Consider the following 23,032-nt stretch of genomic DNA (forward strand, 5'->3'; position numbering starts at 1 on the left):
AAAAGAAAGAATTTATACATATATATTGTGTCTTATTTTGAAACGTAATACAATATATAGAGAAATCAAGAACGACATACAGAGAGTATAGATTGGAGAGGGAGGGTCGGAAATGTTAGTTGCATATGATTCTATGACAGGAAACGTGAAGCGTTTCATCCAAAAATTAAATATGCCGGCCGTTCAAATTGATGAAGATCTAGTAATAGATGAAGACTTTATTCTTATTACGTATACAACAGGTTTTGGCAATGTACCAGAACGTGTTTTAGACTTTTTAGAGCGCAATAATGAAAAATTAAAAGGCGTATCTGCAAGCGGCAATCGTAACTGGGGAGACATGTTCGGTGCAAGTGCTGACAAAATTTCTGCTAAATATGAAGTGCCTATTGTATCAAAATTTGAGTTATCTGGAACAAATAACGATGTAGAATATTTTAAGGAAAGTGTGCGGGAGATTGCGACACATTGAACTGAATAATGAAATCACGCAAATATTACGTATACAACAGATTTTGGCAATGTACCAGAACGTGTTTTAGACTTTTTAGAGCGCAATTATGAAATTTTATGAATTTGCACACTAAAAAGTCTAAATCCTTATCAAGATGGACTGGTATTACGTAAAGAACAAAATATTGCTGAAATATATTATAAAAAAGGAGGACTAACATTTGAAATTAACATCATATTTCAAACTATTTATTAGTAATTTAAGTTTAAACAAAGGCCGAAAAGAAAGAATAAATAGCGCTTTAGTAACATGGGAAGAACTTTTAAGTACAGATGAAGAACTTAGTGAAAAATTCAAAGATTTTTATTCACAGGGTTCCTATGCTACCAAGACAGCTATTCGTCCATCTGATGATGGTGAATTTGATGTAGATGTTATTCTTCTATTAGATGTGAAAAAGGATGATTCAAAAGAATTTTTCAACTGGGTTGTTGAACGTGTAAAAACTAAAAAAGCATATGAAGACAAAATCAAAACAAAAGATCGGTGCATTCAAATTAATTATGCTGGAGATTTTCATGTTGATATTGTTCCCTCTCGAACAACTTATGGTGATTCCATTCTAATTCCTTCTAAAAAAGAAGATGACTGGGTAAAAACTAATCCAGCAGGCTTTAAAAAATGGTGTGACAAAAAACACATCAAACATGATGAAAAATTCCGCTCTACAGTCAAAATACTAAAGTATTGGCGTGACCAAAATGTCAGTAGTAGTACAGCACCAAAATCCATTTTACTTACAACATTAATTGGACATTATATGATCGCAAAAAGCTCTTATGCTGAAACACTTGTAGAAACAACGAAAAATATGGTGATTAAGTTAAATGCATTAATTGAAGATAAAGAAGACGATGAAGTAATTCAAATATGCAATCCTTCTTTAGAAGACGAGAATCTGGCTAGGGATTGGACTGTTAATAAATGTCGCATTTTTAAGAATGAATTAGACAAATTACACCAACAAAGTCTTGAGGCCCTTGAAGAGTCAAATAAGGAAGCTAGTATTATAAAATGGCAAGAGATTTTCGGTGCTAAAAAATTCCCTTCAGAACTTCCAGAAGCTGCGAAAATGGCATCTGCAGTAGCGGCAGGCTCTGTGTTTGTTAATAGTGATGGTATACTGAATCAAAACAACCAAGGAGCAGTAATCAAAGAGCATCGTTTCTTTGGTGTAAATGCGGCTCATGAAAAAATTTAGAAAGCGATACTTATCTATTCCCAAACAGTGTCTAAAAATCCAGCAGTGTTTTCCGTCCTTTAAATACTTTAAGGAAGGATATTGGATAGGTAGGTTACGACCTACCTCTTCATCATCTTTTTATACTGTTAAGATTATTTATAAAAGATTTAGCCCAAAAGTTTTTATTATAGAACCTTGTATTCATAGAGAAGTCCCTCACCTTTATGGCGACGGATCACTTTGCCTTTATTATCCCGATGATAATAGCTATAACGATTCCCTATTTATAGCGGATACGATAATTCCTTGGACAGCGGAATGGCTTTATTATTATGAAAAATGGTTAGAAGATGGTATTTGGTGGGGGCCAGAAGCACCTCATACTCTTATAAGAAACGACAATTAAGGAGGAGAGTAATAGATTGATTGACTGGGAAAGCGTAAAAAAAAATAAATGGACACCACGTAAAGAGAATGAATTTAAAATACTTGCTATTGATGGAGGGGGTATGAAAGGAGTATTCCCAGCAAAATACTTATCTGACATCGAAGAGCAGGTAGGCAAACCAATTCATCAATATTTTGATTTAATCGCTGGAACTTCTACAGGGGGAATAATTGCATTAGGATTAGCAAATGACATTTCAGCCAAAGACATTTTGGAATTATATCTTAAGAGAGGTAAGGATATATTTGGGAACAGAAGAACGATACTTCCTTTCTCTAAAGATTCCCACTATGAAAATGATGGATTAATTCAGGTGTTACAAGAAACTTTTGGGGACAAACTACTAAAAGAAGTTAATACTATGGTTTGTATACCTTCAATTGAGCATCAAAAAGCTAGTCCGAAAGTATATAAAACACCCCACCATCCACATTTTATTAAAGATGGTAATATTGAAATATGGAAAATAGCTTTAGCAACATCTGCCGCACCGACTTATCTACCTGCAGCGGTTATAGATGATAATGAATGTAAAATTGACGGGGGATTATGGGCAAATAATCCTGTATTGGTTGCCATTGCTGAAGCTGTTAAGTTGGGCTATTCATTGGATCAAATTAAAGTTCTCTCTATTGGAACTGGAACAAGTTTATATGAGGTTGATAACAAACATGCTATAAGAGGTGGTATTTTATCATGGGGAACAAACTTAGTTGATTTTACAATGCAAGCACAATCCAAGGGTGCATTTTATACAGCTTGTTACTTAATCGGTAATCGATTATCCCGTATAGATTTTGAAACAGGTGTAAATTACAAGTTAGATAATACGGAATCCAATATTCTAGCAAGACTACAACATGAGGCAAATCAAAAGTTTCTAGATTCCTTTGAAAAAGGTAACATCCGCACTCAATTCTTTAGTGAATAAAAAAGTTTAAAGTTGTATTGTGTATACGGTAATTCATCGTCCTAAGGAGGAATTATTCAAATCACGTAAGTTAATCCTGGATATTATATAACCATCTAGGCATTCTACATAGTTATTAAATCAAAAGCTATCTAAAAATTAGATAGCTTTTTTATTGTTTCAAAATTGCTATTGGTTTAACTGTTAACCCTGGATAAATAATTGAATAGTTGTTTTATAAAAATGTCCCAAAAGGTACACCTTTTGGGAATATATAAAACCTATTAAAATACATACTTCAAAAGGTTAAAAATACACTTTCGGCACACTTCAAAAACCTCATATACCTTTTGGTATAATTTTAGATTCAATAAATAAGACATTAGTTGTTACTGACGCATTTGGTTTTAACAATCCATTGTACTTAGTTGATATTGTAGAGTGTAGCATACACAGCTAATGAAAGAAGGTATGGTGGGGACCCAACGCTATCAAAGGTTCTACTTCTCCTGTTCAATCTCCCACAGCAAAATGGGCAGAGAGCTCACAAATATGAGTGTGATATGAACCATAAGATTGCCAAAACGTTTCGGCAATCTTATGGTTCTTTTTGTTTACAGAAAACTTATTTTTCCAGGATTTGAAGAATGTTATTATAATCAAACTTTTTTATAAAAGAATAATAACTAATTAAAAATAAATTTTAGTGATTGACACAATAATCTCTAGAATGCTACGGTTTTAATGGTAAAGTAATAAGAGGTTTAATGTTTAGATACTACATATATGATGAGAAAAGGTGTCGGAATACTTTTAGAGAAAGGAAATCTCTCTTCTTATAGTCTTTAAAATTCAATATATAGATAATCTGATTAAGTGAACCGTACATATGGAGAGGAAGAACGTAAGATGTTTAAAAAAGTTACATCGGTTATAGCTTCTATTATAGGAGCTAGTCTGCTACTAACAGCTTGTAGTAGTGGAGAAAAAGAGACAAAAAATAAAGCAAAGGCAACTGAAAAGAATGAAACAAAAAAATCCATTCATTTACCGTATATTGCAGAGATTCCAACTATGGATGTGACTAAGGCAACTGACGGTGAATCTATGAATGTAATGAAAAACGTGTTTGAAGGTTTGTATGCGTTGGGGGAAGAAAATAAGCCAATACCAGCAGTAGCGGAATCTTATGAAGTGAGTGAAGATAAAAAAACATACATATTCCATCTAAGGGATTCAAAATGGTCAAATGGAACACCTGTAACAGCTGAAGACTTCGTCTTCTCTTGGAAACGCGCTGTGAATCCTGATACAGCGGCAGAATATGCGTTTTTATTCTTTGATATAAAGAATGCAAAGAAAATTAATAGTAAAGAGCTACCTGTAGATCAGCTAGGGGTAAAAGCAATAGATGATAAAACATTAGAGGTGCAATTAGAGCAACCTGTCCCTTATTTCATAGATTTGACAACGTTCGCAACGTTTTTACCGATTAATGAGAAGTATTTTGAATCAAAGGGGAAGCAGTATGGTTTAGAAGCAGATCAATTGGTTTATAACGGAGCATTCACATTGGATAATTGGAAGCATGAACAAGGCTTTCAGTTGAAAAAGAACCCGAATTATTGGGATGCTAAAACAGTGAAATTAGACGAAGTCAACTTTGATATCGTGAAAGATAAATCAACGGAAATAAATTTATATGAAGCAGGTCAACTTGACCGTGTAGGATTAACAGGTGATTTTGTAGATAAATATAGAAATAATCCTGACTTCAAAGAACGTTCTGAAGTCACTGTTCAGTTTTTACGTATGAATCAAAAAAATGATGTGTTAAAAAATAAAAATGCTCGTTTGGCGATCAGTCAGGCAATGAATAAGAAAGCCTTTGTAGATACAGTGTTAAACAATGGTTCTCTTCCTGCGGATGGTTTTATACCAGCTGATTTCGCTAAAGGATCGGACGGTAAAGACTTCCGAAAAGAAAATGGAATTTTAGTAAAAGATGATGTGAATGCAGCGAAGGAAAACTGGAAGAAAGCAAAGCAAGAAATTGGGAAAGAGCAGGCAACACTAGAATTACTAACAAGTGATAATGTGTTAGCCAAGAAGAGTGCGGAGTATTTAAAGGGTGAACTAGAAAAGAATTTAGAGGGGTTAACAATCAATGTTAAGCCGCAGCCACGCAAACAGCAAATTCAGTTGCTGTTGAATAGTGATTACGATTTAGGTGTTGATGTATGGGGTCCCGATATTCCTGATCCTATCACATTTTTAGATTTATTCACGACAGATAGTAGCTATAACTTTGATAAGTATTCAAATAAGGCATATGATGAACTAATTCATCAAGTGAAAACTAATCTTGCTGGTGATGAAAAAGCTCGCTGGGAAGCAATGAAACAAGCAGAGAAAATATTATTAGAAGATGGAGCAGTCGCACCTTTCTATCAACCAGGCAGATCATACTTACAGCGTTCTTCAGTAAAAGGCATTGTGACAAATGATTTTGGTGGGGAATTTAACTATAAATGGGCTGAAGTTAAGAAATAAATTTGGAATATAATGAAGTCAAAAAATAGAGAGTGGAAGTAGGATTAAAAAATGAAGCTTAAACTTATCAGTATGGCAATCCCTATAACATTACTATTGGGAGGATGTACGTCAACAAAAGAAACAACGGAAATAAAGGCATCAGAAGAAAAGATAGACAAGGAGACGAGTGAAGAGTCAGGGGAAACTAAGTACGTGGAGAAAGTTAAGGTTTTAACTGGTGATATGCACAAAGCATTGGGGAAGGTAGGGGAAGTCCTTGAAAAAGATCCTACATTATATGAAGTGCAAGAAGAATTTGATGAAGCAATTATGGGGTTAAGAAAAGTAGCCAAGGCTTTTAAGGAGTTAGATCCTGATTCTGAATATACGTTACCCCAAAAGAAGTTTGTAAGAGCGATGGATGAATTTGAGTTAGCTACAACGAAACTAATTTTGGGTATGGACGATACTACAGGTTATACATTTAAAGATGGAATAAATCAGTACAAACAGGCAACAGACTTGTATATAAAAGCTGGTTATCAAATTTTAGATGTAAGAGACGGCAAGGAATTAGGTACAACGCAAAAAGAGAAAGAAAAAGAATAATAATAGAAAAAAAGATAAAAAGAGTATAGTAGGGAAAAAGGAGTCGATATATTCGACTCCTTTTAGTTTGCCGTTTAATACACTTATGCACAATTGCATATACAGGTATCCCGTTATCCCGACTACAAATAACAAAAATTTTGATATGATTATGATAAAATACCATATACTAACATTAGGTTTAACTAATATAATGAAAGGTATTGAGGAATTCTTTTTTAGATTAGAAGGGAAAATAATATGAATGAAAAGATTAAGAGAGAAGATAAAATTTTAGAACAAACATTAAACAAATTCTTGGGTAGAATTATTGATGAAATTGATTTCCAAAGAAAAAACCAAGAAGATATTGCTAAAATAATAGGTATTTCTCCTGGAACTCTTTCTAAGAATTTAACTGGGAAAAATCAATTTGGATTTTGGAATTTAATTAAATTACTTAATATATTATATGCGGGTGATATTAATAAACAAAGAATGATGTTACACATCTTCTGTTCTGTCACAACAAGCAAGATAAACTTGAGGATTGCCATGGAATACGCCAATGCAAAAGGTGATTTATCACTTCTTAAGCTATTAGTAGAACAAGAGAGAAAGTCCTCACTCGCAATCAATAGAGAATGGGCTTATGTATATGAATTAGTATTGCTTAGAAGTAATGGAACAATTAAAAAGCAGGAATTGTTATCTAAGCTTGAGGATCATAAAGGGAGTAAGATAATTAAGACAAACGAGATGAAGGTCTTATGTGGTATATTAACTTACTACACTATGTATGATTTAGAAAACTATAATTCTCTGTTCGAATATGCTGAAATGTTACTTCCAGATGTAGATGCAATTACTGATAGTTTTATTAAGTCATCTTATTTAGGTAGGATTCAAGAAGGATTAGCGTATGCCTATTTAGTACAAGATAATCTTGAAATGACTAGGAGTTTATGTCAGGAGATTTTAGCAATAGAAGATCCTAAAGATTGTTTCCATCTTTTAAGAGCATCAGCATTTGCGTATATAGCAGAGTCATATACCTTTGATTGCTATAATAGTGCATCTTGGTATATGAAGAAGGCACTAGGACAGTTAGGATCTTGTAATTTTGAAAGGGAAAAACAAAGAAAGCAATCAATTCTTAACACGTATGCTTTTATTAAGTTAGTTAATAAACAAGAATTAGAGAATATAGATATATATCATACTGCGGAAAAAGCTTTTTTAGAGATTATTAAGGGGAATTTCAAAAATGCAGTTGAGATCCTGAGTGATTTAGAAAAGAAAAATGGTATGCTAACACCAATGCAATATTGTTATTTAGGAATAGCAAAGAATGATATTTCATTAATTGAAAAGTCGATTGTGTTACTAGAGTGTGCTGGTAATAGGTTCTATTGTAGATTCCCTAGAAAAATAGTGGTAGAATTTAATAGAAATGGTATAATGTACGAAGGTGGTGCTATATGAAGAAAATATTATTTGTGTTAACAAGTATCGTTTTGGCGGCAGGAATTGTTTACACCGCTGCTGGTAGTAAAGAGCAACCAAACAATTTAGTGAAAAAAGATTCAGAACAATTATTAGCTAGAATGGGTGACCCTGGAAGTGGAATGGGTTAACCCTTAAATAATTCGAATGCGATTGTCTCAATAGAGGCAATCGCATTTGTTGTTTTTAGGGATATTTCCTAAATATCGATTTTGAAATTCGAGAAATATTTGTGAAAGATTCACAAACTAATAACTATATCTGAATCAGTATTTTAAACTATAAAATCGAGATTCTTCCTATTATATATACTTACTAAAATAATGAATTTCCTATATCTATTGTGGCCAAGTTTTGACGTCTTGTACGTTCCCTTAAATAGCGTTCCGTCGTCATAATAGATTCGTGTCCTAAATAATCACGTATTTTCTTAAGTTCGACACCTTTTCCCATCAAATGATTCGCAAAGAAGTGTCTGCAGGTATGGGGAGTAATTCTATCCTTTCGGTAACGTAAAAATGGTAAGTTTGTTTCTTCAATCTTTTCTGCTACATATTTTGATAAGTAGTCGGCCCTATAGTAAGAGCCATCGGCTTTAGGTAGAAAAGCAGATGTACTAGAGGCGTCCAATTCACTTGTTTGTTTACGCAATTGACGAAGGCGACAGATATCGTCGAGTACATCTTCAAAAATACGAACTTCCCTGGCTTTATTTCCTTTCCCAACTACACGCAAGAGATAAGCATTTAATGAGGAATGGAATACAAGATCTGCCCATTTTGCGTTAGCAACTTCTTCAATCCGGAGTCCAGTAGTCGTAAGAAGGAAAAACAAGGAATACATAAAGAAATTTGTTTTCTTCAGTGTATCTAGTATTTCATTTACTTCTTCAGGAAAGAGGTCACGGTTGACCAGTTCTTCTTTTTTTACAGATACTTTTTTGAGACGACTACTATAGTCATCTGAGAGACCATTGTTGTCATAAACGTATTTTAGAAACTGCTGGACTACCGTTTTCTTTCGACGTAATGTAGTGGCAGCATACTTCTTACTTAGTTGATAGAAGTAGATTTCCATCTCATTATGGGATAAATCGTGAATGGTTCCGATTGTTTCTTTTATGTAGCGAAGAAAATGAGACAGATCATGCAGATAAATCTTTTTTGTTCGTTCACTTCTTTTTTTTGTTAAAGAAGGTTCGTCATGTAAAAATAAGTAAACCAATGATTCTTCACTTAATTTGGAGTAATCAATATTTCGGATACCCATACCCATTATTTTTTCAAACTGACTGCTATCAAAAAAATCTGATTTTGATTTTACAATGTGGTTATTATGTTCGTAATTTATAATATTCAAATTTACACACCCTTTAATAGAATGAAAAGACACACAAATATTTTATATAAATTTTTATGATTCTTATTATACCACAATAAACAGGTTATTTATTGTGGTGTATAGTTATATTGTTAATTTAATTATTTTACTATCTATTTACTTTTTATTATAATTGTTTTATTGGTAAATAGTTCATTTAACTATTTTATAGCAATTGCACTTTCTGAATTTAAAGTAAAGGAGGGACACGTATGAAATATACGCGAAAAGAAATTATTAATGAAATTTCCTATCTTGAATCAACATACTGTATGAATTGTCCGCTACTCAATGAAAATATTAATAAAAAAAGAAAAGGTAGATGCAGAAAGCAAAGAAATAATATACAATGTGTAGGTTGTCCCGTAAATGATGCAATTCGGGCATGGGGCAAAAAATTAGAATCCTTATCACAGCAGCATACTTTTAATAAAGTAAGGGAATTATACCTTGATAATCCTTATGAGTATTTGCAGTATAAAGAATATCCTATAGAATTAATCGTAGAGGAACTAGGTATAACGAAATATGAATTGCGAAGAAGGAATCAAACGAAGGTAGACAGCACGTGAAAATGAGGTGTTAATTTGGGTTATAAGACATTTGAAGAAGTATGCGAACAAGCAAACTTAAGTAGGAATCAATTGAGATACCTAATTAAGTACAAGAAAATTGAACCTATCAATCGAGATACCTGGAAAGCTGACGGGGGATATCGCTTTGAACAGGAAGATGCGCAACAACTTGCGGAGGAATATAAGGACTACTTATCTCTAAAAAATGCAGCTGTATATTTACAAAAATCCAGAACTTACGTACATAATGCTGCAAAAGAAGGTTCCTTGCCATTTAAAGAAGTAGCAAAAGGTAAAACAACTGAAAGACTATATCACCTTAAAGATTTAGAAGAGTTTAAAAGAAAAATGAATGAGGTAGGAATGGTAAATAAAAGATTATATGACCATTTACAGTTACATTCCAAGAATCTTCTTTTATTTGATATGGTTGAATTTAACGACCAGGAAGCAAGAGTGATTGATACTGAAAAACGACTCGGTATTAACTCACATAACGAGCAGATTACTATTCCGGAAGAGGTAATGTCAAATCATTTCTCTGAGGACGCTATTCAAAAAAAGAAGATTACGCGACCAGGTGATCTATCTTTCTTATTCCCTTTGTATACGGCATATGATGTGATGTTGTATGTAATCTCGCATTTAGGTATGTCAAATGTCCTTGTTTCTAAGAAAAATGAGGGGTACTTTATGAAATGTAAGCTAGGCACTATTCCTTATGAATCCTATATGTTTAGGGTCCTCAATAGCTGTTTAATCTGTGGTGTTCTACAACATAAAAATGACGCAATAAAACTAACAGATGACAAAGAACATGTAAGTTTATATTTGAATGCAGAGGTGGTAGAAGCCGCTAAGAAGAAAGCAGACAAAAAAGGGTACAAGGGATATAAGAAATATTTAGAAGACATTATCCATAAAGAAGTGAAATCAGAAATAGAATAATAGTTACTTTAAAAACTGCATATTTTCATGTGGTTTTTTCTTTAAATCACGCATTTTTATTTTGAGGCATTTAAAAGGATTATATGACGCGTTTTATCACAATGCATACAAATGTATTAACTTGTCCGTTTATCTATCTTAAATACAAATCTGAAAAGCATTTTTTCAGTGATAGTCTATGAAAATTTCATTTCCCTTATAGATACAAGGTCATATCGTGAAAATTCCAAAAATAAATCATGGAACATAAAAATGACTTAATTACGTTTGTCTGTTCGAAAGAGGACCATAATATGTATTTATTAAATGCATATCATGATCCAAGAAATAATTTGTCATAATATGATTATAGTAAACTAATTGATGTATAGCATCAGCATACATCTTAAGATACAAAATATAAAAAAGAACTCAGGTATGATAATTATATATACACCTTAGTTCTTTTTTATTTTAATATCATTTTTACATGTATATACTTGTTGTTGCCACTTCCACTTTTTTATGGGTTCTATTAATAATATTTGCTGCTTTCTTTTTCTCTTCAGCTTTACCACTTTTTAATTGTTCATGTAGAGTTTGGAGCTTATCTAGTGGTATTAAGCGTAATCTTGCTTTTATTTGTCTCTTTATTTTCACTTGTTTTTCTATTAGGGGTCCCGCCAACCAAATGACATAAAACACACGCTAATCCATTTTGGGTAATGCAAAAACCAGATTATTCTACTTAAAAAACAAATAAAAAGAACCTAACCAAAATTGATTAAGTCCTTTTTATTTTAATTTCCCGTATTCTTCTTCCATTTCTCTTTTATATTGATGGTATAAATAATCCTTTTCTGTTATTTCACCAGTCCTAACCAAAAGACGTTTCATCTTTAAAAAAGCTTCTTCACCATAAAGTACTTTTCGGGCATCATCACATGATTTCCCATTAACGCCTTGCCAAAAAGCATATGGATTGTTACAATTACTAATCATTTCTCGAGCCTTATCTTTATCATATTCAATCGAATACTCTTTATAGCTTTTATACCCTTCAGTTAAAAAAGGGATCATACAAATAAATATAGTGAATAATATCAAGCTTTTTCTTGTAAATATTATTTTGTAGTATGGATACAAAAGCTCTTTAATCATACGAATTAAACTTAATGTGGAATAATCTAGCTCAATTGAAAATTTACGTTTGAACTTTGCAAAACGACTTTCTTTATATCTCCTATACCTCATATAAACCCCTCTAAAGATTCCTTTAATTTATATAACAATATTATACCATTCTAATAACTGATTAAAATACTGTATCATAAATAATTCGTAACATTATTTATCACAATCCTTTTGTTATGCTAGAAATCTTTTTATATCAAGCTTTCTTATTCTTAGCGTGGGTTTTATGTTAGTACGTTGGCTGTACCCCTATTATAAGTACATCTAAATGGCTGTTATTAACTTTTTCCTTTAGATGCTCTAATTGTTCTAGGGACATACAACCATATGTCTTCGAATCAATATATTGAATCTTCAGTTCCTTGCTTAATACCCTAATTACCTTTAATAGCATTATTCGACTTACTTGCATGGAATAATCTGTGTATCTAGTTTTATTAACTTTTATTTTCTCTAAATTTAGTTCATTTAGAAATAATCGAACAAGGTCGTTCGCTATTTTCCCATCTTTTACGAGGTTTATACCCTTATGAAACTCAGCTAAAGCATCAGGCTTAAATTTCATATGGATCTTCCTTTCTTTAGATATTACAAGCGCAGGGGATATACGTTCATACTTATCTTGTTTTTCTCTTTTAAATTGAAAAATATAGTACCTTTTTAAAATTAATAAACCGTATATTTTCAATAGCAGTCTCATTTTTTCGAATGTCATGATATATATTCCTTTCTAGCATTTTACTAAAACAAAACATTTTAATGTTATATATAATTTAATTGATATATTAAAGGATATTCTACAAAGCTACTGTCAAAATTAATAGTGTTACCTTAATAATATCCTAATACTATAGGGATTATGGTATAATATCAGTTAGTAACTGAAGACGTGTGGTGGGAGGTTGTACCCTTTCTTTCTCTTAATTTAAGAGGGAAAGGAGGTGTAACCGATATGGATTTTTTACTTCAATTATTACAAGATGCTACGAAGCTATTCTTAACAGTATTCGTAACAACTTATGCAACTGCTTATGCAAATAAGTTAGTTAAAAGTAATAATAAACGTAAAAGAACCACCGCGTCCAGCAAGACAAAAGGTGGTTCAAAAAGAAAATAACTAAAAATTTGCAACCAACCACCTTACAGTAGCAGTTACATAGCAGACGGGATGTTACAGCATCTCGTCTTTTTTAGTTTATACAATTCAGTTAAGTACTATACTTTATATATATTGAGTATGCATTCAATATATATCTAATTTACAGTAAACATACCATATATTTATATTTTGGTCAATAAACAAGCTGATCATACTTCCATTTAAAGCATATACGAAGACCCCTAAAAAATTATTGGGGGAACTTGATGAAGTGCCTTTTCTTATATTTTGTACTTAGTTACATACTGATTTTGAAACGTATAAATGGGTTTTCCAGTTTGAGTCGTAAAATTTTAACCATTGATTAGTTCCATTGACAGTTCGTCCTTTTACCCATTCACCAGTAAATCTAGTTCCATTAGCAACATTATACGCTATTTTTGAACTAGTACTTGCTTCAGTTCGTACTTTTGTATTTTCATATTGTGCGTCACAGACTGCAAGACCCTTAGCTGCTTTATTTGATGTGGCATAGGTGTTTTCTGCCGCACTAGCGCTTGTTACGTTAATAAAACTAAATGAACTTAAACCGATTGCACAAGCTAAAGCTGCCCCTTTAATTCTTTTCATTTTTCTCATATTAAACATCCCCTTCAATATTATTGTAGAGTTCCCTCTTATCAACTTAAATTGTATATTCGTTATATGAAGAGTTCAACATATAATTATAGACAAAAAAATACAAAATATTCATTTTCTGCATAATAATTCGCTATTTACAAAAATGCAACAATTTTACAATTGATATATATATAAAGAATGCAAAAATTTATACAAAAGAAGTATAAAAATTTATTATTTAAATATTCGAACATAAATTGATAAAATTAAAACAGTCAAAAATCTGTTTTGTTACAAAAGATTAATAGGTGTCTTTTCATATAAAAAACTCCACACGTAATATGTAAGGAGATTATCTCATAGATTATTTACAAATTTTTGGTGGGGAATATTTGACGCTTACGTTTTTACTTTTGATTTGGAAAAGTACAATTTTTTCATAGTCTAGACAAAATGAAATAGGAACATACATCGCATTTAAACTATTTTTATCAAATTTTTTTTAAAATTATCGAACTTTATTACAAATTATCAATCTTTTTTATAAAGCCACCGCAATATTTAAAAGATAAACTAGTATTGATATTAGATATGTTATAATTTTCATAATATATCTGCAAAGAAGGGATGGAATGAGCACACAAATTAAGGTAACACCGGAACAATTAGAACAATCGGCAAGAACCGTAAGAGATGCGAGATCAGCGCTAGAGTGTATACATAAAGATTTATATAACCAAACAGAATACATAGCCTCTCAGTGGAGTGGTGCAACGAGTGATCGATTCTATTATATGTTTAATGACACGAAGCCAATGATGTTTAATGTTTTACAAGAATTAGAGAAAATTGCAGTAGAATTAGAACGTGCAGCTGTTAAGTTCAGAGAAGCCGATGAGTTGTATGGCGGAAATTTAGTTGACTCTGATATTCAAGAAGGAGCCATGTGTGGAAAACTTCCTCCAAAATCAGAAGAGTCATTTTTGAATACAAAGGATTTAAATGCTGCATGGACTGGTATTTCTACCGGTTTTATAGATGGTGCAGTGGATGCGTGGGAAGGACTGATATCCTTAGGTGATAAAGAAACCTGGCTGAATATGCGAGATGCGATTGTAAACTATGAGGAAACTATTCCTGCTGCATTGAATGCTCTATCAGATTCATTTGTAAACAATCTTTGGAATGGAGATATGGAAAGTAGAGAGCATTATGTAGCTTATGGTATAGCAACGTTAGGACTCGGACTTCTGGGTGATAAGGGTCTTAGTAAAGCAGGACAAGTTGGGAAGGTAGCTGCTATTACAGGTTTTACTAAAGGAAAATCACTTGTAATTAATTCTCCGGCATACAGAAATGCATTACATATATTAAACAACTATGAATTCAAAGCTGGAAATCATCTTTCATATGCGGGAGTCGGAAGTATTCAACAGTACTTGCGGAAAGCAGCTCCATATACTTATGAGGGGCCAAATGGTCCGAAAACAATAAGATTAAGATTGGGTGAGTTAGCGGGAAATAAACATCCAGTTACAGGAATTCCGTATGATTTAGATGGTTTCCCTATTTTTAAACCCGTTTCTGAAGTTAAATTAAAAGAAGCTGATTTAAAAAAATCTAGACCAACACATGATAGAATATGTAGTAAAGCATTATACGAACAAATAATGAAAGACCCTAAGTTAGCTGCAGAATTCACAGAAGAAGAAATAGAGTTATTTAAGCTAGGCGAGGTACCTGACAGATTCACTTGGCATCATCATCAGGAAACAGGACGAATGCAACTCGTTGAGTATGAGGTACATAGACAAACAGGTCACACTGGTGGATATAAAATTTGGGGAAAAGACAGCGATAAATAAGGAGGAGTATATGTGAATAATGTTACTTGGATTGGGGTAAATAAAAAAGAAATTACAGATAAAAATATTCAGGAAGTAGAAAAATATTTTAATATTAAATTTCCTATGGATTTTATAAAATGTGTAAAAAAATATGATGGTGGTTATCCAAGACCTAAAATATTTGATATACCTGGACAGGATGAAAATGTATTTAGTAAGCTTTTGACTTTTGATTTAGAAAGTAGAAATTCAATTATTAAAGTTTACGAAGATATAAAAGACCGATTACCAAGTAATATACATCCTTTTGGTAAAGACTCATTTGGAAATCATTTGTGTTTTGACTATCGTAGCAACCCTGAATCACCTATAATTGTATTCTGGGATCACGAGGAAGAGGGAATTGAGGAATCAATTTACCCTGTGTGTTCAACATTTCAACAGTTACTTGATAGTCTTCGTGATTTCGAAGACGAAGATTGAAGAAAATAAAAAACGGCCTATAAAATATAGACCGTTTTTTCTATGATTTACTAATTTTCCAACCATCGTCCGTTTTCTCTAGTCCAATTACGATTACCTTTTTAGGATTACCTTTATATACAGCATCAACCGTTACTGTAGCAATTTCATTTTTCTCTTCAACTTTTCTAATCTTATAGCTTTTAAGGTCTTCACTAATTGATTTCATTAGTTCTGCATTTCCACCCACAAAAGCAACTATTTTTTTCGCTTCTGGAGTGAATAACTCTCCGAAATCTTTTACATTCCCGTCTTTTGCATCTTCAAAATATGCTGTAGCAACTTCTTCGGGATCACGATTATTTCCACATGCTGCAAGTGCTGTAACTGATAAAGCTATTACCACCATTAACATAATTATTCGCGTTAATTTGTTCTTCATTCAAACCACTCCTTATATATAACGTAATTTTAACTCTTAAAAAGGGCTAAATTACTTGTATAAGTATATAATAATTAAAATCGTAAAACTATATATTTTTAGATATTATTTTTATGATATAAAAGGTATTAAAAGTGAACGAAAGTAGGGGGAATCTACCTATTACTATAATTTTGATTTCAATTATATACACTAGTATAATATTAATGTCAGAGCATGCTCTGATCAGTCTACGTTATAGGGGTATAACAGACGACATTCATTTTCAAAATCATAAAATCGGATTCACTTATATGAAAGATAAAAGCCTTCCTAATTGTAGGAGGGCTTTTATTTTAATTTTGATGTAGTGATAGTGATTTCATTGTTCAAGAAACGTTGTTTACATAATTATATTATACAAAAAATATAGAAAGACAAACTATAAAGCAGTATAGCAGGCTTGCAGCTGCAGGGATAATTAAGCTTGCAAAAAAATATGTTCTACATGATTTTCTTGGCCACTCAATACGCTCCTGTATACGATTCTTCATCGAATCTTCGTCAATCTGCAATTCACTTGATAATGGCTGAATCTCTCTTTCCGTTAAACTATCAGCATTATTTTCATCAATTATATACATTTTGAAGTACCTATCTATACAAAAACTTGCTAAACAAACGTAAAAATTAAATAATATAAAAATACTTAAATTAAAATACAGATAGAAAATAGACACCACAAATAGAATAGATGCGATAATTTCAGAAATGAATGCAGCATAACAAATTTTATTCCATAATTTCAATTTCTTGAAATTTGTTTTACCATTTTGATAATTTATTACATGAGATGCTTCGTGTGCTGCAACAATGATATCTTCTAGGTTATTTAATTCATTTTCTTTTAAATATATTACAGTCTTACCATTTTCGCGATAATCACACCAACTTTGATTGGATATTCGCTTCCACCAGTTTTTACATTCATATAGAGGTTTTACTTCATAGTTTTCAAAACCGTATTTTTCCATAATACAATCTATAATTTGTTTTTGTTTTTCTTTCACCATATTATCAACCCGCTTTCTAATTTATTATATATACGAATATACTAAATTAAATGGGTATTGATAACTATTTTTTAGTCGTATATAGTCGTACCCCATCGCTATCAAGTTAAACTCATACAACGCCAATCATAGTAGATATTGCTGCTTTTTTAAAGGCTATGTATAAAGAATTTAAATATTCCCATGTAGAACGACAATAAAATCATTAAATATTAAAACCTAAAACACGCATACCTCCGTCCTAAAATTGAGACGGAGGTAAAATAAAGTTATTTAATTTTTGATAAATAACACTTCACTAAACGAATAAACAACAAGTGAGGGTATAAACGTAAATAAGAGATTGCTATGAGCTTAACTGAGTTGTTTTATGTTTTTTTAATTCGTAATACTTATAATACTCTAAAATAAAGAATGTTAAAAGTCCAAGTGATGTTATTACTGCTAAGATTAAAAAGCTAGTATTATACCCTTTGGCCATAATTGTTGATCCCATTAAAATATTACCTACTGTGCCTGAAATACCCATGGAACTAAAATAAAGCGATGATGAAAAACCAATTCGATTTTTAAACTGATCTTGAACATACATCATCAAACTACTAAATATAACTGCTACATAAAATGAACTGAATATTTGAACGATAATAACTATCCATATTTTAGTTGTCATTGCTAACATTATAAAATATAAAATTTCGCCTAGTATACCCAAAAATACGGTTTTAGATGTACCAAACTTATCTGTTAACACTCCTACTATCGGAAAAGTAATTATTTCAAATAAAGGTCCAACGCCAAATATTAGAGCTAACATCCACTTGCCAGCTATACTGTCAACGTAAAGAGACAATAATGTACTGTTAGTCTGACATCCTATAAATAAAAAAATCGGAAGGAGTGTTATTAGAATGAAACCTATATAGTTTCTTCTTTTTTCAATATTGTTATTCTTATCTTTATCATTCTTTTTCACTTTTAACTTATTAGAGTCATTAATGAAAAAGTGTATAGCAATTAACAACCCTATGTTTAAAAGGGCATATATGATGAAGAAATAGTAATATGAAACCAAAGAAACAATAGATATTCCTATAAAAGGTCCTACAATATATCCCAAAGAGATACCTGCTCGAATAGTAGAATTAATACTTCCTTTGTTCTTTTCATCATTATTGTCTTTAATCTTATCTGCTAAGACTGCGAAAATAAGAGAACTACTTGAAAATTGTGTTAAACAACTAGCGACTATTATTACCGTTGTATAAGGGAAAAAACTAAAAAGTAACGCTCGTAAGCATTGTAAAGCTATTTTCACTTCAATAATCAGTTTTCTTTTACCAATTAAATCTGTTAAGTGGCCAATAAAAATATTAACTATAGAACTTCCGATTCCAATTGCTCCTAACATAAAAAAAACAAAAGACGGGGATACATCAACAACCTCCATAATCCATAAGGGAAAAACAGGTGCCAGCATAGATGCAAGTACTGTCATAAAAATATTTATTAAAAATAGTTTTTTATAATCTTTATTTTGGAAAATTTTAATATATCCACCATAGAAGAGTTCCATTTTTTTAATCAAATTATTCACCCACTAGATATGTAATATATTTTATTAGATGCTTCTTTGAATTTTTTTCTATAGATAAATCTCAATTTACATCTACCCCTAATACTGTTGTAAATCCTTGTTTTTTCTGCTTTTGTCAGCTAGTTTTAAATTATTAGTCCGTTTAAAACCATTCAAAAATCCATTTGGAATGTTAGGCGTATTATTCCTCGTACAGCTATATGGGACATCAAATAACATAACGAAAATTCGAGAGGAAAGTTGTTAAGGTCTCTTAATATTAGACTAAGCACCTTATAAATGCCTGAATTATATTGATAAATAGGTGTCATTTGAGACAAAATCAATATATGCTTTTAGCATTACTATTTCTTCAACCTGTTTTCCTGTTTACCCACGCTTTTTCTAATCTTTTTTTCTTGAAGTTTGATTATGCCACAAAATCAAAAAAAAACGGTATTATTTGCGATTTCTTTAAAAAACTGAATCAATAATTTTTTGAAGGATTTTTATGAGAATAGAGTATTGAAATTTCAAACTCACTTCCAAAGTATGATTGTTTAAAAAATAACTGGTTGATTCGTAGCATTTGGATTTCAATCAAACTTTTTTAATAAAACGCAAAGAATTGGGGCTATAAGAATCACTGGAAGGCTTTATTTATAACTTTGAATAAGTTCTAAATCGATTAATTCTTGTTTACACGAAAGAATTCCTTGTTGCTTGATAAAAAATCGAGGAATCTTTAATTATTGTTTGTTTTGTATCGTAACAAGTAATTCGCTAATTTCGGCACCCTTTTCTCGTTTTTAATAGAATCATGCGTAAAAGTATTAAGAATTATGGAATTTATTAAACTAGATGATTTTTAAGATTTGTAATTGAAAATATAGGTTTGAATGATTTTTAAAACAGTAATAATTAATCATATGAAAATACATATAAATCTAAAACCTCTTAAATGTAATTTAGAAGTCTTAATAAAATCCCCAAAAAGAAAATGGGGAATTATGGTGTTTCAGATCCTACAAAATTCTAAGAACAAAAATATTCTTGAATTTATGCAAGATATGTACGAAACTGCTGTGAAATTCTCATTATTTTTGTTGTACCTAATTGACGAAAAAGTGAGTATATTCAGAAAACAAAAAAGGAATATCCAAAAAAAGGGAGAATATTTAACTTTACCACAAGAAAAGACACTAAATAATCCATCTATGTATGCAGTTTTTTATGGAAAATTATCTTTGTAAGGTATAGAAAAACTAGTCGAAATAATCATCAAGGTATGTAATATTTAAAAATTAATTGCAAGGAATTATGAAGTGAAATGAAAAATGTAATTGGTAAAGAGAGAAAAGTACTAGTTAAAGAATATGGGAACAGGAGGTGGTCATATTTGTATCTATAATTACATTCTTTAGTAAATATTAATTATTACCTTTATAGAAGACATAGTGAATTTTTAAACTATATAAAAATAGAAAAGAGGAAAAATACTGTGTCTAATTTTGAAGTGTTAAGAAAAAAAATTGAAGAGAAAACAGCAAAAGTAGGTGTAATTGGTCTAGGTTACGTAGGTCTACCACTAGCATTAGGCTTTACTAAAGCAGGATTTAGTACTTATGGAATTGATATAAATTCTAATAAAATAAAATTACTCCAATCCGGACAATCATATATAAGTGATGTCGAAGGTATGGAAGTTTCCCAATATATTAATACAAACAGCTTTTTTCCTACAACTGATTATAGTGTACTGAAAGAGCTTGATGTTGTAAGTATATGCGTTCCTACCCCCTTAAATAAGAATCAGGAACCTGATACATCGTATATCGTTAATGTGGTGAAACAGATTAAAATATATATCGAAAAACCTTTACTTATTATACTGGAAAGTACGACTTATCCAGGTACTACAGAGGAACTTATTGAACTAGAAATAAAAAAGAGTGGTCTTATTGTTGGTAGAGATTACTTTTTATGCTTTTCTCCAGAAAGAATAGATCCAGGAAATAGCAAGTATAATACGTTTAATACGCCAAAGATTATCGGTGGAACAACTAATCGATGTCTTGAATTAGGTATGTTATTATATTCAAATTCTATAAAAACTGTTTTACCGGTTAGTTCACCGAGGGTGGCAGAAATGTCTAAATTGCTAGAAAATACATTTAGAAGTGTGAATATCGCTTTTATTAATGAGATGGCACTAATGTGTGAAAAAATGAATGTAGATGTTTGGGAGGTGATAAATGCTGCTTCAACAAAACCATTTGGTTTTATGCCTTTTTACCCTGGACCAGGTATTGGTGGTCATTGTATTCCTCTGGATCCAATCTACCTGTCATGGAAAGCAAAAGAGTATCATTTTTTTAGCAAATTTATTAATCTCTCACAAATGATTAATGATAAGATGCCTGAACATGTCCTATCAAAAACAAAAGAGATTTTAAAGTTACGCTCAAAAAAAGATTGAATATTCGAAAATATTAATTTTGGGGGTATCTTATAAGTCTAATATATGTGATCTTCGTGAATCTCCTGCTCTTTCAATCTATGAGTTATATACAAAAAGCGGTGCAATTGTAGAATTTTATGATCCGCATGCACAAAGCTTTAGAGATGCTGAAGGTCATGATATCCAGTCGGTTAATTATGATTTAACCCATTTTAAAAATTATGATTGCATGGTGTTAATTACTAATCATAGTGAGTTTAACTATGAAGAGTTAGCCGCATTAAATATACCAATATTAGATACACGAAATGCATTCGGTAATAAAAAATGCTCCCATATATTTAAGCTTGGAGCACCTGTTAAAAATACAGACTCTCAGAAGAATGAAATTCGTATGATGGTTAAGCAACCGTTAGAAGGACTAAGTTTAATTGATACAGTGTAATAATTTTTTTATATAAAACCCTAAGTATTTTTATATGATTTTTTATTTGAAAGGAGTTATTTTATATGCGTATTTCTATGTATTGGCACAATGGACGTAGTCTAGGACATACAGCAGAGGTTGCAAAGATTTCACATGCTCTTGTAAAAGATATGCCAAATGCTACTCTTGTAGGCCTTTCGGGAGCATATCGTGGATTGGATTTATTACCAGAAAGTATGGACATTGTTAAACTACCCGCATTTGTAAATTATGATAAGGCTTCTGGTTGGGACATGTCTGGAAGGCAAGGAATGGATGTCAAGGCATTATTTCAACTCCGTTCTGAAATGTCTAAAGTTTTAATCAGACACTATAAACCTGATATTTTTCTTATTAATCACTTACCTTATGGTGCAGAAAATGAATTAGCACCAGCTTTGTCTAATACCAAGTCGGGTTTACGTGTACTTACACTTCGAGGAGTACTGTTTGATAGGGAGAAAACTACGCGTGAATATTTTTCGTCTAAACACACTAAATGGATTCACGATAATTTTGATGCTATCTTTGTACACGTTGATCCCAATGTTTTTATGCTAGAGGAATATTATGATGTTCCCATAGAACTTCGAGATCGAATTCAATACACCGGTTACTTGGCAAACAAGAGCTCATTGACTAAAAATAAAGCACGGGAACAACTTAATATTAATAGCGAGGAACGTATTATTGTTGCAAGTATGGGAGGTGGTCAAGGTGCTTTCGATATTTGGAAATCTGTAATAACTGCCCTTAAAACAAATGAAAAATCATTCGACAAAGCAATTGTAGTTACAGGTCCCTACTTAGAGTTAAATGAGAGTATTGAACTTAATAAACTTGCATCAGAAATTCCGTGGTTACAGGTTATTAAGTATGTACCCAATATGACTACATGGATGACTGCTTCTGATTTATTTATAGGAGCAGCTGGTTCAAATATGTTAGGTGAAATCCTTGCAACTGGCTGTAATTCTATAGCAATCCCTCGACAAGTAAGAGAAGCTGAACAACGTATTCATTCAGCTTTACTTGAACAAAAAGGAATACTTAGAGTGTGTAATTTAGAGGATGTTTTAGAAGGTAAATTAGACAAAATTGTAAACGACGGATTAAATGAAGCTATTATACCTAATAACAATCTTATGCTTAATGGGGCCAGTAGGTATGCTGATCTCTTAAGTAAATTATCTAAAGTTAGATGCTAATGGTCTTAAATAGGTTGAATGAAATAATCACAGGTTGG

The 23,032-nt window shown here is 31.6% G+C and carries 21 protein-coding genes and 2 pseudogenes; 15 read left to right on the forward strand and 8 right to left on the reverse strand.

The window, feature by feature from the left end; genetic code table 11:
* The first annotated feature begins 112 nt into the window (after positions 1 to 112).
* The 8 genes from nrdI (at position 113) to AC1DKZ_RS16350 (ending at position 7,815) form a co-directional block, all read left to right on the forward strand.
* On the forward strand, positions 113 to 472 hold the full coding sequence (gene nrdI / locus AC1DKZ_RS16315) for a class Ib ribonucleoside-diphosphate reductase assembly flavoprotein NrdI (RefSeq protein WP_193658476.1): 360 nt from the start codon (positions 113 to 115) through the stop codon (positions 470 to 472).
* A gap of 202 nt (positions 473 to 674) precedes the next feature.
* Positions 675 to 1,715, forward strand: a complete 1,041-nt coding sequence (locus tag AC1DKZ_RS16320; RefSeq protein ID WP_476996603.1) for an SMODS domain-containing nucleotidyltransferase — start codon at positions 675 to 677, stop codon at positions 1,713 to 1,715.
* Positions 1,702 to 2,103, forward strand: a complete 402-nt coding sequence (locus AC1DKZ_RS16325; RefSeq protein ID WP_078177241.1) for a type II CBASS E2 protein — start codon at positions 1,702 to 1,704, stop codon at positions 2,101 to 2,103. Before AC1DKZ_RS16320 ends, AC1DKZ_RS16325 begins: the two co-directional genes overlap by 14 nt.
* A gap of 16 nt (positions 2,104 to 2,119) precedes the next feature.
* Positions 2,120 to 3,076 carry a CBASS cGAMP-activated phospholipase gene (locus tag AC1DKZ_RS16330; protein ID WP_476996604.1) on the forward strand — a complete coding sequence of 319 codons (957 nt, stop codon included), beginning with the start codon at positions 2,120 to 2,122 and terminating at the stop codon, positions 3,074 to 3,076.
* 888 nt (positions 3,077 to 3,964) lie between these two features.
* The gene (locus AC1DKZ_RS16335) at positions 3,965 to 5,608 is read left to right on the forward strand and encodes a peptide ABC transporter substrate-binding protein (RefSeq protein WP_476996605.1); all 1,644 of its coding nucleotides are present in this window, start codon (positions 3,965 to 3,967) and stop codon (positions 5,606 to 5,608) included.
* 51 nt (positions 5,609 to 5,659) lie between these two features.
* Positions 5,660 to 6,199, forward strand: coding sequence for a DUF7018 domain-containing (lipo)protein (locus AC1DKZ_RS16340; RefSeq protein WP_476996606.1), 540 nt, complete (start codon positions 5,660 to 5,662; stop codon positions 6,197 to 6,199).
* Between the two features lie 240 nt (positions 6,200 to 6,439).
* The gene (locus AC1DKZ_RS16345; RefSeq protein WP_476996607.1) at positions 6,440 to 7,663 is read left to right on the forward strand and encodes an AimR family lysis-lysogeny pheromone receptor; all 1,224 of its coding nucleotides are present in this window, start codon (positions 6,440 to 6,442) and stop codon (positions 7,661 to 7,663) included.
* Complete coding sequence (locus tag AC1DKZ_RS16350) at positions 7,660 to 7,815, forward strand: hypothetical protein (RefSeq protein WP_000721838.1); 156 nt, start codon at positions 7,660 to 7,662, stop codon at positions 7,813 to 7,815. The genes AC1DKZ_RS16345 and AC1DKZ_RS16350 overlap by 4 nt, the downstream gene beginning before the upstream one ends.
* Positions 7,816 to 7,999: 184 nt before the next feature.
* Here AC1DKZ_RS16350 and AC1DKZ_RS16355 read toward each other — a convergent pair whose 3' ends face one another.
* Positions 8,000 to 9,043, reverse strand: a complete 1,044-nt coding sequence (locus AC1DKZ_RS16355) for a tyrosine-type recombinase/integrase (RefSeq protein WP_354656528.1) — start codon at positions 9,041 to 9,043, stop codon at positions 8,000 to 8,002.
* A 233-nt stretch (positions 9,044 to 9,276) separates the two neighbouring features.
* Between AC1DKZ_RS16355 and AC1DKZ_RS16360 the strand changes: the two genes are divergently transcribed.
* Both AC1DKZ_RS16360 and AC1DKZ_RS16365 read left to right on the forward strand, forming a co-directional pair.
* Complete coding sequence (locus AC1DKZ_RS16360) at positions 9,277 to 9,636, forward strand: zinc-finger domain-containing protein (RefSeq protein WP_002166948.1); 360 nt, start codon at positions 9,277 to 9,279, stop codon at positions 9,634 to 9,636.
* Positions 9,637 to 9,651: 15 nt separating this feature from the next.
* A pseudogene (locus AC1DKZ_RS16365) lies at positions 9,652 to 9,982 on the forward strand (DNA-binding protein); the annotation flags it as partial.
* 1,070 nt (positions 9,983 to 11,052) lie between these two features.
* Here the strand turns inward: AC1DKZ_RS16365 and AC1DKZ_RS16370 are convergent.
* The 3 genes from AC1DKZ_RS16370 to AC1DKZ_RS16380 all read right to left on the reverse strand — a co-directional run bounded on the left by AC1DKZ_RS16370 (position 11,053) and on the right by AC1DKZ_RS16380 (position 12,325).
* Positions 11,053 to 11,271 carry a hypothetical protein gene (locus tag AC1DKZ_RS16370; RefSeq protein ID WP_476996608.1) on the reverse strand — a complete coding sequence of 73 codons (219 nt, stop codon included), beginning with the start codon at positions 11,269 to 11,271 and terminating at the stop codon, positions 11,053 to 11,055.
* Between the two features lie 90 nt (positions 11,272 to 11,361).
* A complete protein-coding gene (locus AC1DKZ_RS16375) occupies positions 11,362 to 11,820 on the reverse strand; it encodes a hypothetical protein (protein ID WP_219375194.1) in 459 nt (152 codons plus the stop codon).
* Between the two features lie 169 nt (positions 11,821 to 11,989).
* Complete coding sequence (locus AC1DKZ_RS16380; RefSeq protein WP_476996609.1) at positions 11,990 to 12,325, reverse strand: hypothetical protein; 336 nt, start codon at positions 12,323 to 12,325, stop codon at positions 11,990 to 11,992.
* 387 nt (positions 12,326 to 12,712) lie between these two features.
* Here AC1DKZ_RS16380 and AC1DKZ_RS16385 point away from each other — a divergent pair, with 387 nt between their 5' ends.
* A complete protein-coding gene (locus AC1DKZ_RS16385) occupies positions 12,713 to 12,877 on the forward strand; it encodes a hypothetical protein (RefSeq protein ID WP_000346799.1) in 165 nt (54 codons plus the stop codon).
* A 276-nt stretch (positions 12,878 to 13,153) separates the two neighbouring features.
* Here AC1DKZ_RS16385 and AC1DKZ_RS16390 read toward each other — a convergent pair whose 3' ends face one another.
* Positions 13,154 to 13,498 (reverse strand): SH3 domain-containing protein, encoded by a 345-nt coding sequence (locus AC1DKZ_RS16390; RefSeq protein ID WP_002166946.1) that lies wholly within the window; start codon positions 13,496 to 13,498, stop codon positions 13,154 to 13,156.
* A gap of 614 nt (positions 13,499 to 14,112) precedes the next feature.
* Here AC1DKZ_RS16390 and AC1DKZ_RS16395 point away from each other — a divergent pair.
* Both AC1DKZ_RS16395 and AC1DKZ_RS16400 read left to right on the forward strand, forming a co-directional pair.
* Positions 14,113 to 15,345, forward strand: coding sequence for a WXG100 family type VII secretion target (locus AC1DKZ_RS16395; RefSeq protein ID WP_476996610.1), 1,233 nt, complete (start codon positions 14,113 to 14,115; stop codon positions 15,343 to 15,345).
* 12 nt (positions 15,346 to 15,357) lie between these two features.
* Positions 15,358 to 15,810 (forward strand): SMI1/KNR4 family protein, encoded by a 453-nt coding sequence (locus AC1DKZ_RS16400; RefSeq protein WP_476996611.1) that lies wholly within the window; start codon positions 15,358 to 15,360, stop codon positions 15,808 to 15,810.
* A 40-nt stretch (positions 15,811 to 15,850) separates the two neighbouring features.
* Here the strand turns inward: AC1DKZ_RS16400 and AC1DKZ_RS16405 are convergent, their stop codons facing one another.
* The 3 genes from AC1DKZ_RS16405 to AC1DKZ_RS16415 form a co-directional block, all read right to left on the reverse strand.
* Positions 15,851 to 16,231, reverse strand: a complete 381-nt coding sequence (locus tag AC1DKZ_RS16405) for a DUF4878 domain-containing protein (RefSeq protein WP_476996612.1) — start codon at positions 16,229 to 16,231, stop codon at positions 15,851 to 15,853.
* Positions 16,232 to 16,626: 395 nt separating this feature from the next.
* Positions 16,627 to 17,283, reverse strand: coding sequence for a hypothetical protein (locus AC1DKZ_RS16410; RefSeq protein ID WP_476996613.1), 657 nt, complete (start codon positions 17,281 to 17,283; stop codon positions 16,627 to 16,629).
* Between the two features lie 346 nt (positions 17,284 to 17,629).
* The gene (locus AC1DKZ_RS16415) at positions 17,630 to 18,871 is read right to left on the reverse strand and encodes an MFS transporter (protein WP_476996614.1); all 1,242 of its coding nucleotides are present in this window, start codon (positions 18,869 to 18,871) and stop codon (positions 17,630 to 17,632) included.
* A gap of 1,489 nt (positions 18,872 to 20,360) precedes the next feature.
* Between AC1DKZ_RS16415 and AC1DKZ_RS16420 the strand changes: the two are divergent.
* Together AC1DKZ_RS16420 and AC1DKZ_RS16425 are read left to right on the forward strand one after the other, a co-directional pair.
* Positions 20,361 to 21,765, forward strand: a pseudogene (locus AC1DKZ_RS16420) (nucleotide sugar dehydrogenase).
* A gap of 65 nt (positions 21,766 to 21,830) precedes the next feature.
* On the forward strand, positions 21,831 to 22,994 hold the full coding sequence (locus AC1DKZ_RS16425; protein WP_476996615.1) for a glycosyltransferase family protein: 1,164 nt from the start codon (positions 21,831 to 21,833) through the stop codon (positions 22,992 to 22,994).
* Positions 22,995 to 23,032: the final 38 nt, after the last annotated feature.

The sequence above is a fragment of the Bacillus sp. 05T21 genome (assembly GCF_056396785.1).

Coding starts and splice junctions, on each gene's coding strand:
- AC1DKZ_RS16390 (WP_002166946.1), bottom strand. CDS start 13,498: ATGAGAAAAATGAAAAGAATTAAAGGGGCAGCTTTAGCTTGTGCAATC.
- AC1DKZ_RS16410 (WP_476996613.1), bottom strand. CDS start 17,283: ATGGTGAAAGAAAAACAAAAACAAATTATAGATTGTATTATGGAAAAA.
- AC1DKZ_RS16405 (WP_476996612.1), bottom strand. CDS start 16,231: ATGAAGAACAAATTAACGCGAATAATTATGTTAATGGTGGTAATAGCT.
- AC1DKZ_RS16425 (WP_476996615.1), top strand. CDS start 21,831: ATGCGTATTTCTATGTATTGGCACAATGGACGTAGTCTAGGACATACA.
- AC1DKZ_RS16395 (WP_476996610.1), top strand. CDS start 14,113: ATGAGCACACAAATTAAGGTAACACCGGAACAATTAGAACAATCGGCA.
- AC1DKZ_RS16340 (WP_476996606.1), top strand. CDS start 5,660: ATGAAGCTTAAACTTATCAGTATGGCAATCCCTATAACATTACTATTG.
- AC1DKZ_RS16325 (WP_078177241.1), top strand. CDS start 1,702: ATGAAAAAATTTAGAAAGCGATACTTATCTATTCCCAAACAGTGTCTA.
- nrdI (WP_193658476.1), top strand. CDS start 113: ATGTTAGTTGCATATGATTCTATGACAGGAAACGTGAAGCGTTTCATC.
- AC1DKZ_RS16385 (WP_000346799.1), top strand. CDS start 12,713: ATGGATTTTTTACTTCAATTATTACAAGATGCTACGAAGCTATTCTTA.
- AC1DKZ_RS16345 (WP_476996607.1), top strand. CDS start 6,440: ATGAATGAAAAGATTAAGAGAGAAGATAAAATTTTAGAACAAACATTA.
- AC1DKZ_RS16380 (WP_476996609.1), bottom strand. CDS start 12,325: ATGAAATTTAAGCCTGATGCTTTAGCTGAGTTTCATAAGGGTATAAAC.
- AC1DKZ_RS16360 (WP_002166948.1), top strand. CDS start 9,277: ATGAAATATACGCGAAAAGAAATTATTAATGAAATTTCCTATCTTGAA.
- AC1DKZ_RS16335 (WP_476996605.1), top strand. CDS start 3,965: ATGTTTAAAAAAGTTACATCGGTTATAGCTTCTATTATAGGAGCTAGT.
- AC1DKZ_RS16350 (WP_000721838.1), top strand. CDS start 7,660: ATGAAGAAAATATTATTTGTGTTAACAAGTATCGTTTTGGCGGCAGGA.
- AC1DKZ_RS16375 (WP_219375194.1), bottom strand. CDS start 11,820: ATGAGGTATAGGAGATATAAAGAAAGTCGTTTTGCAAAGTTCAAACGT.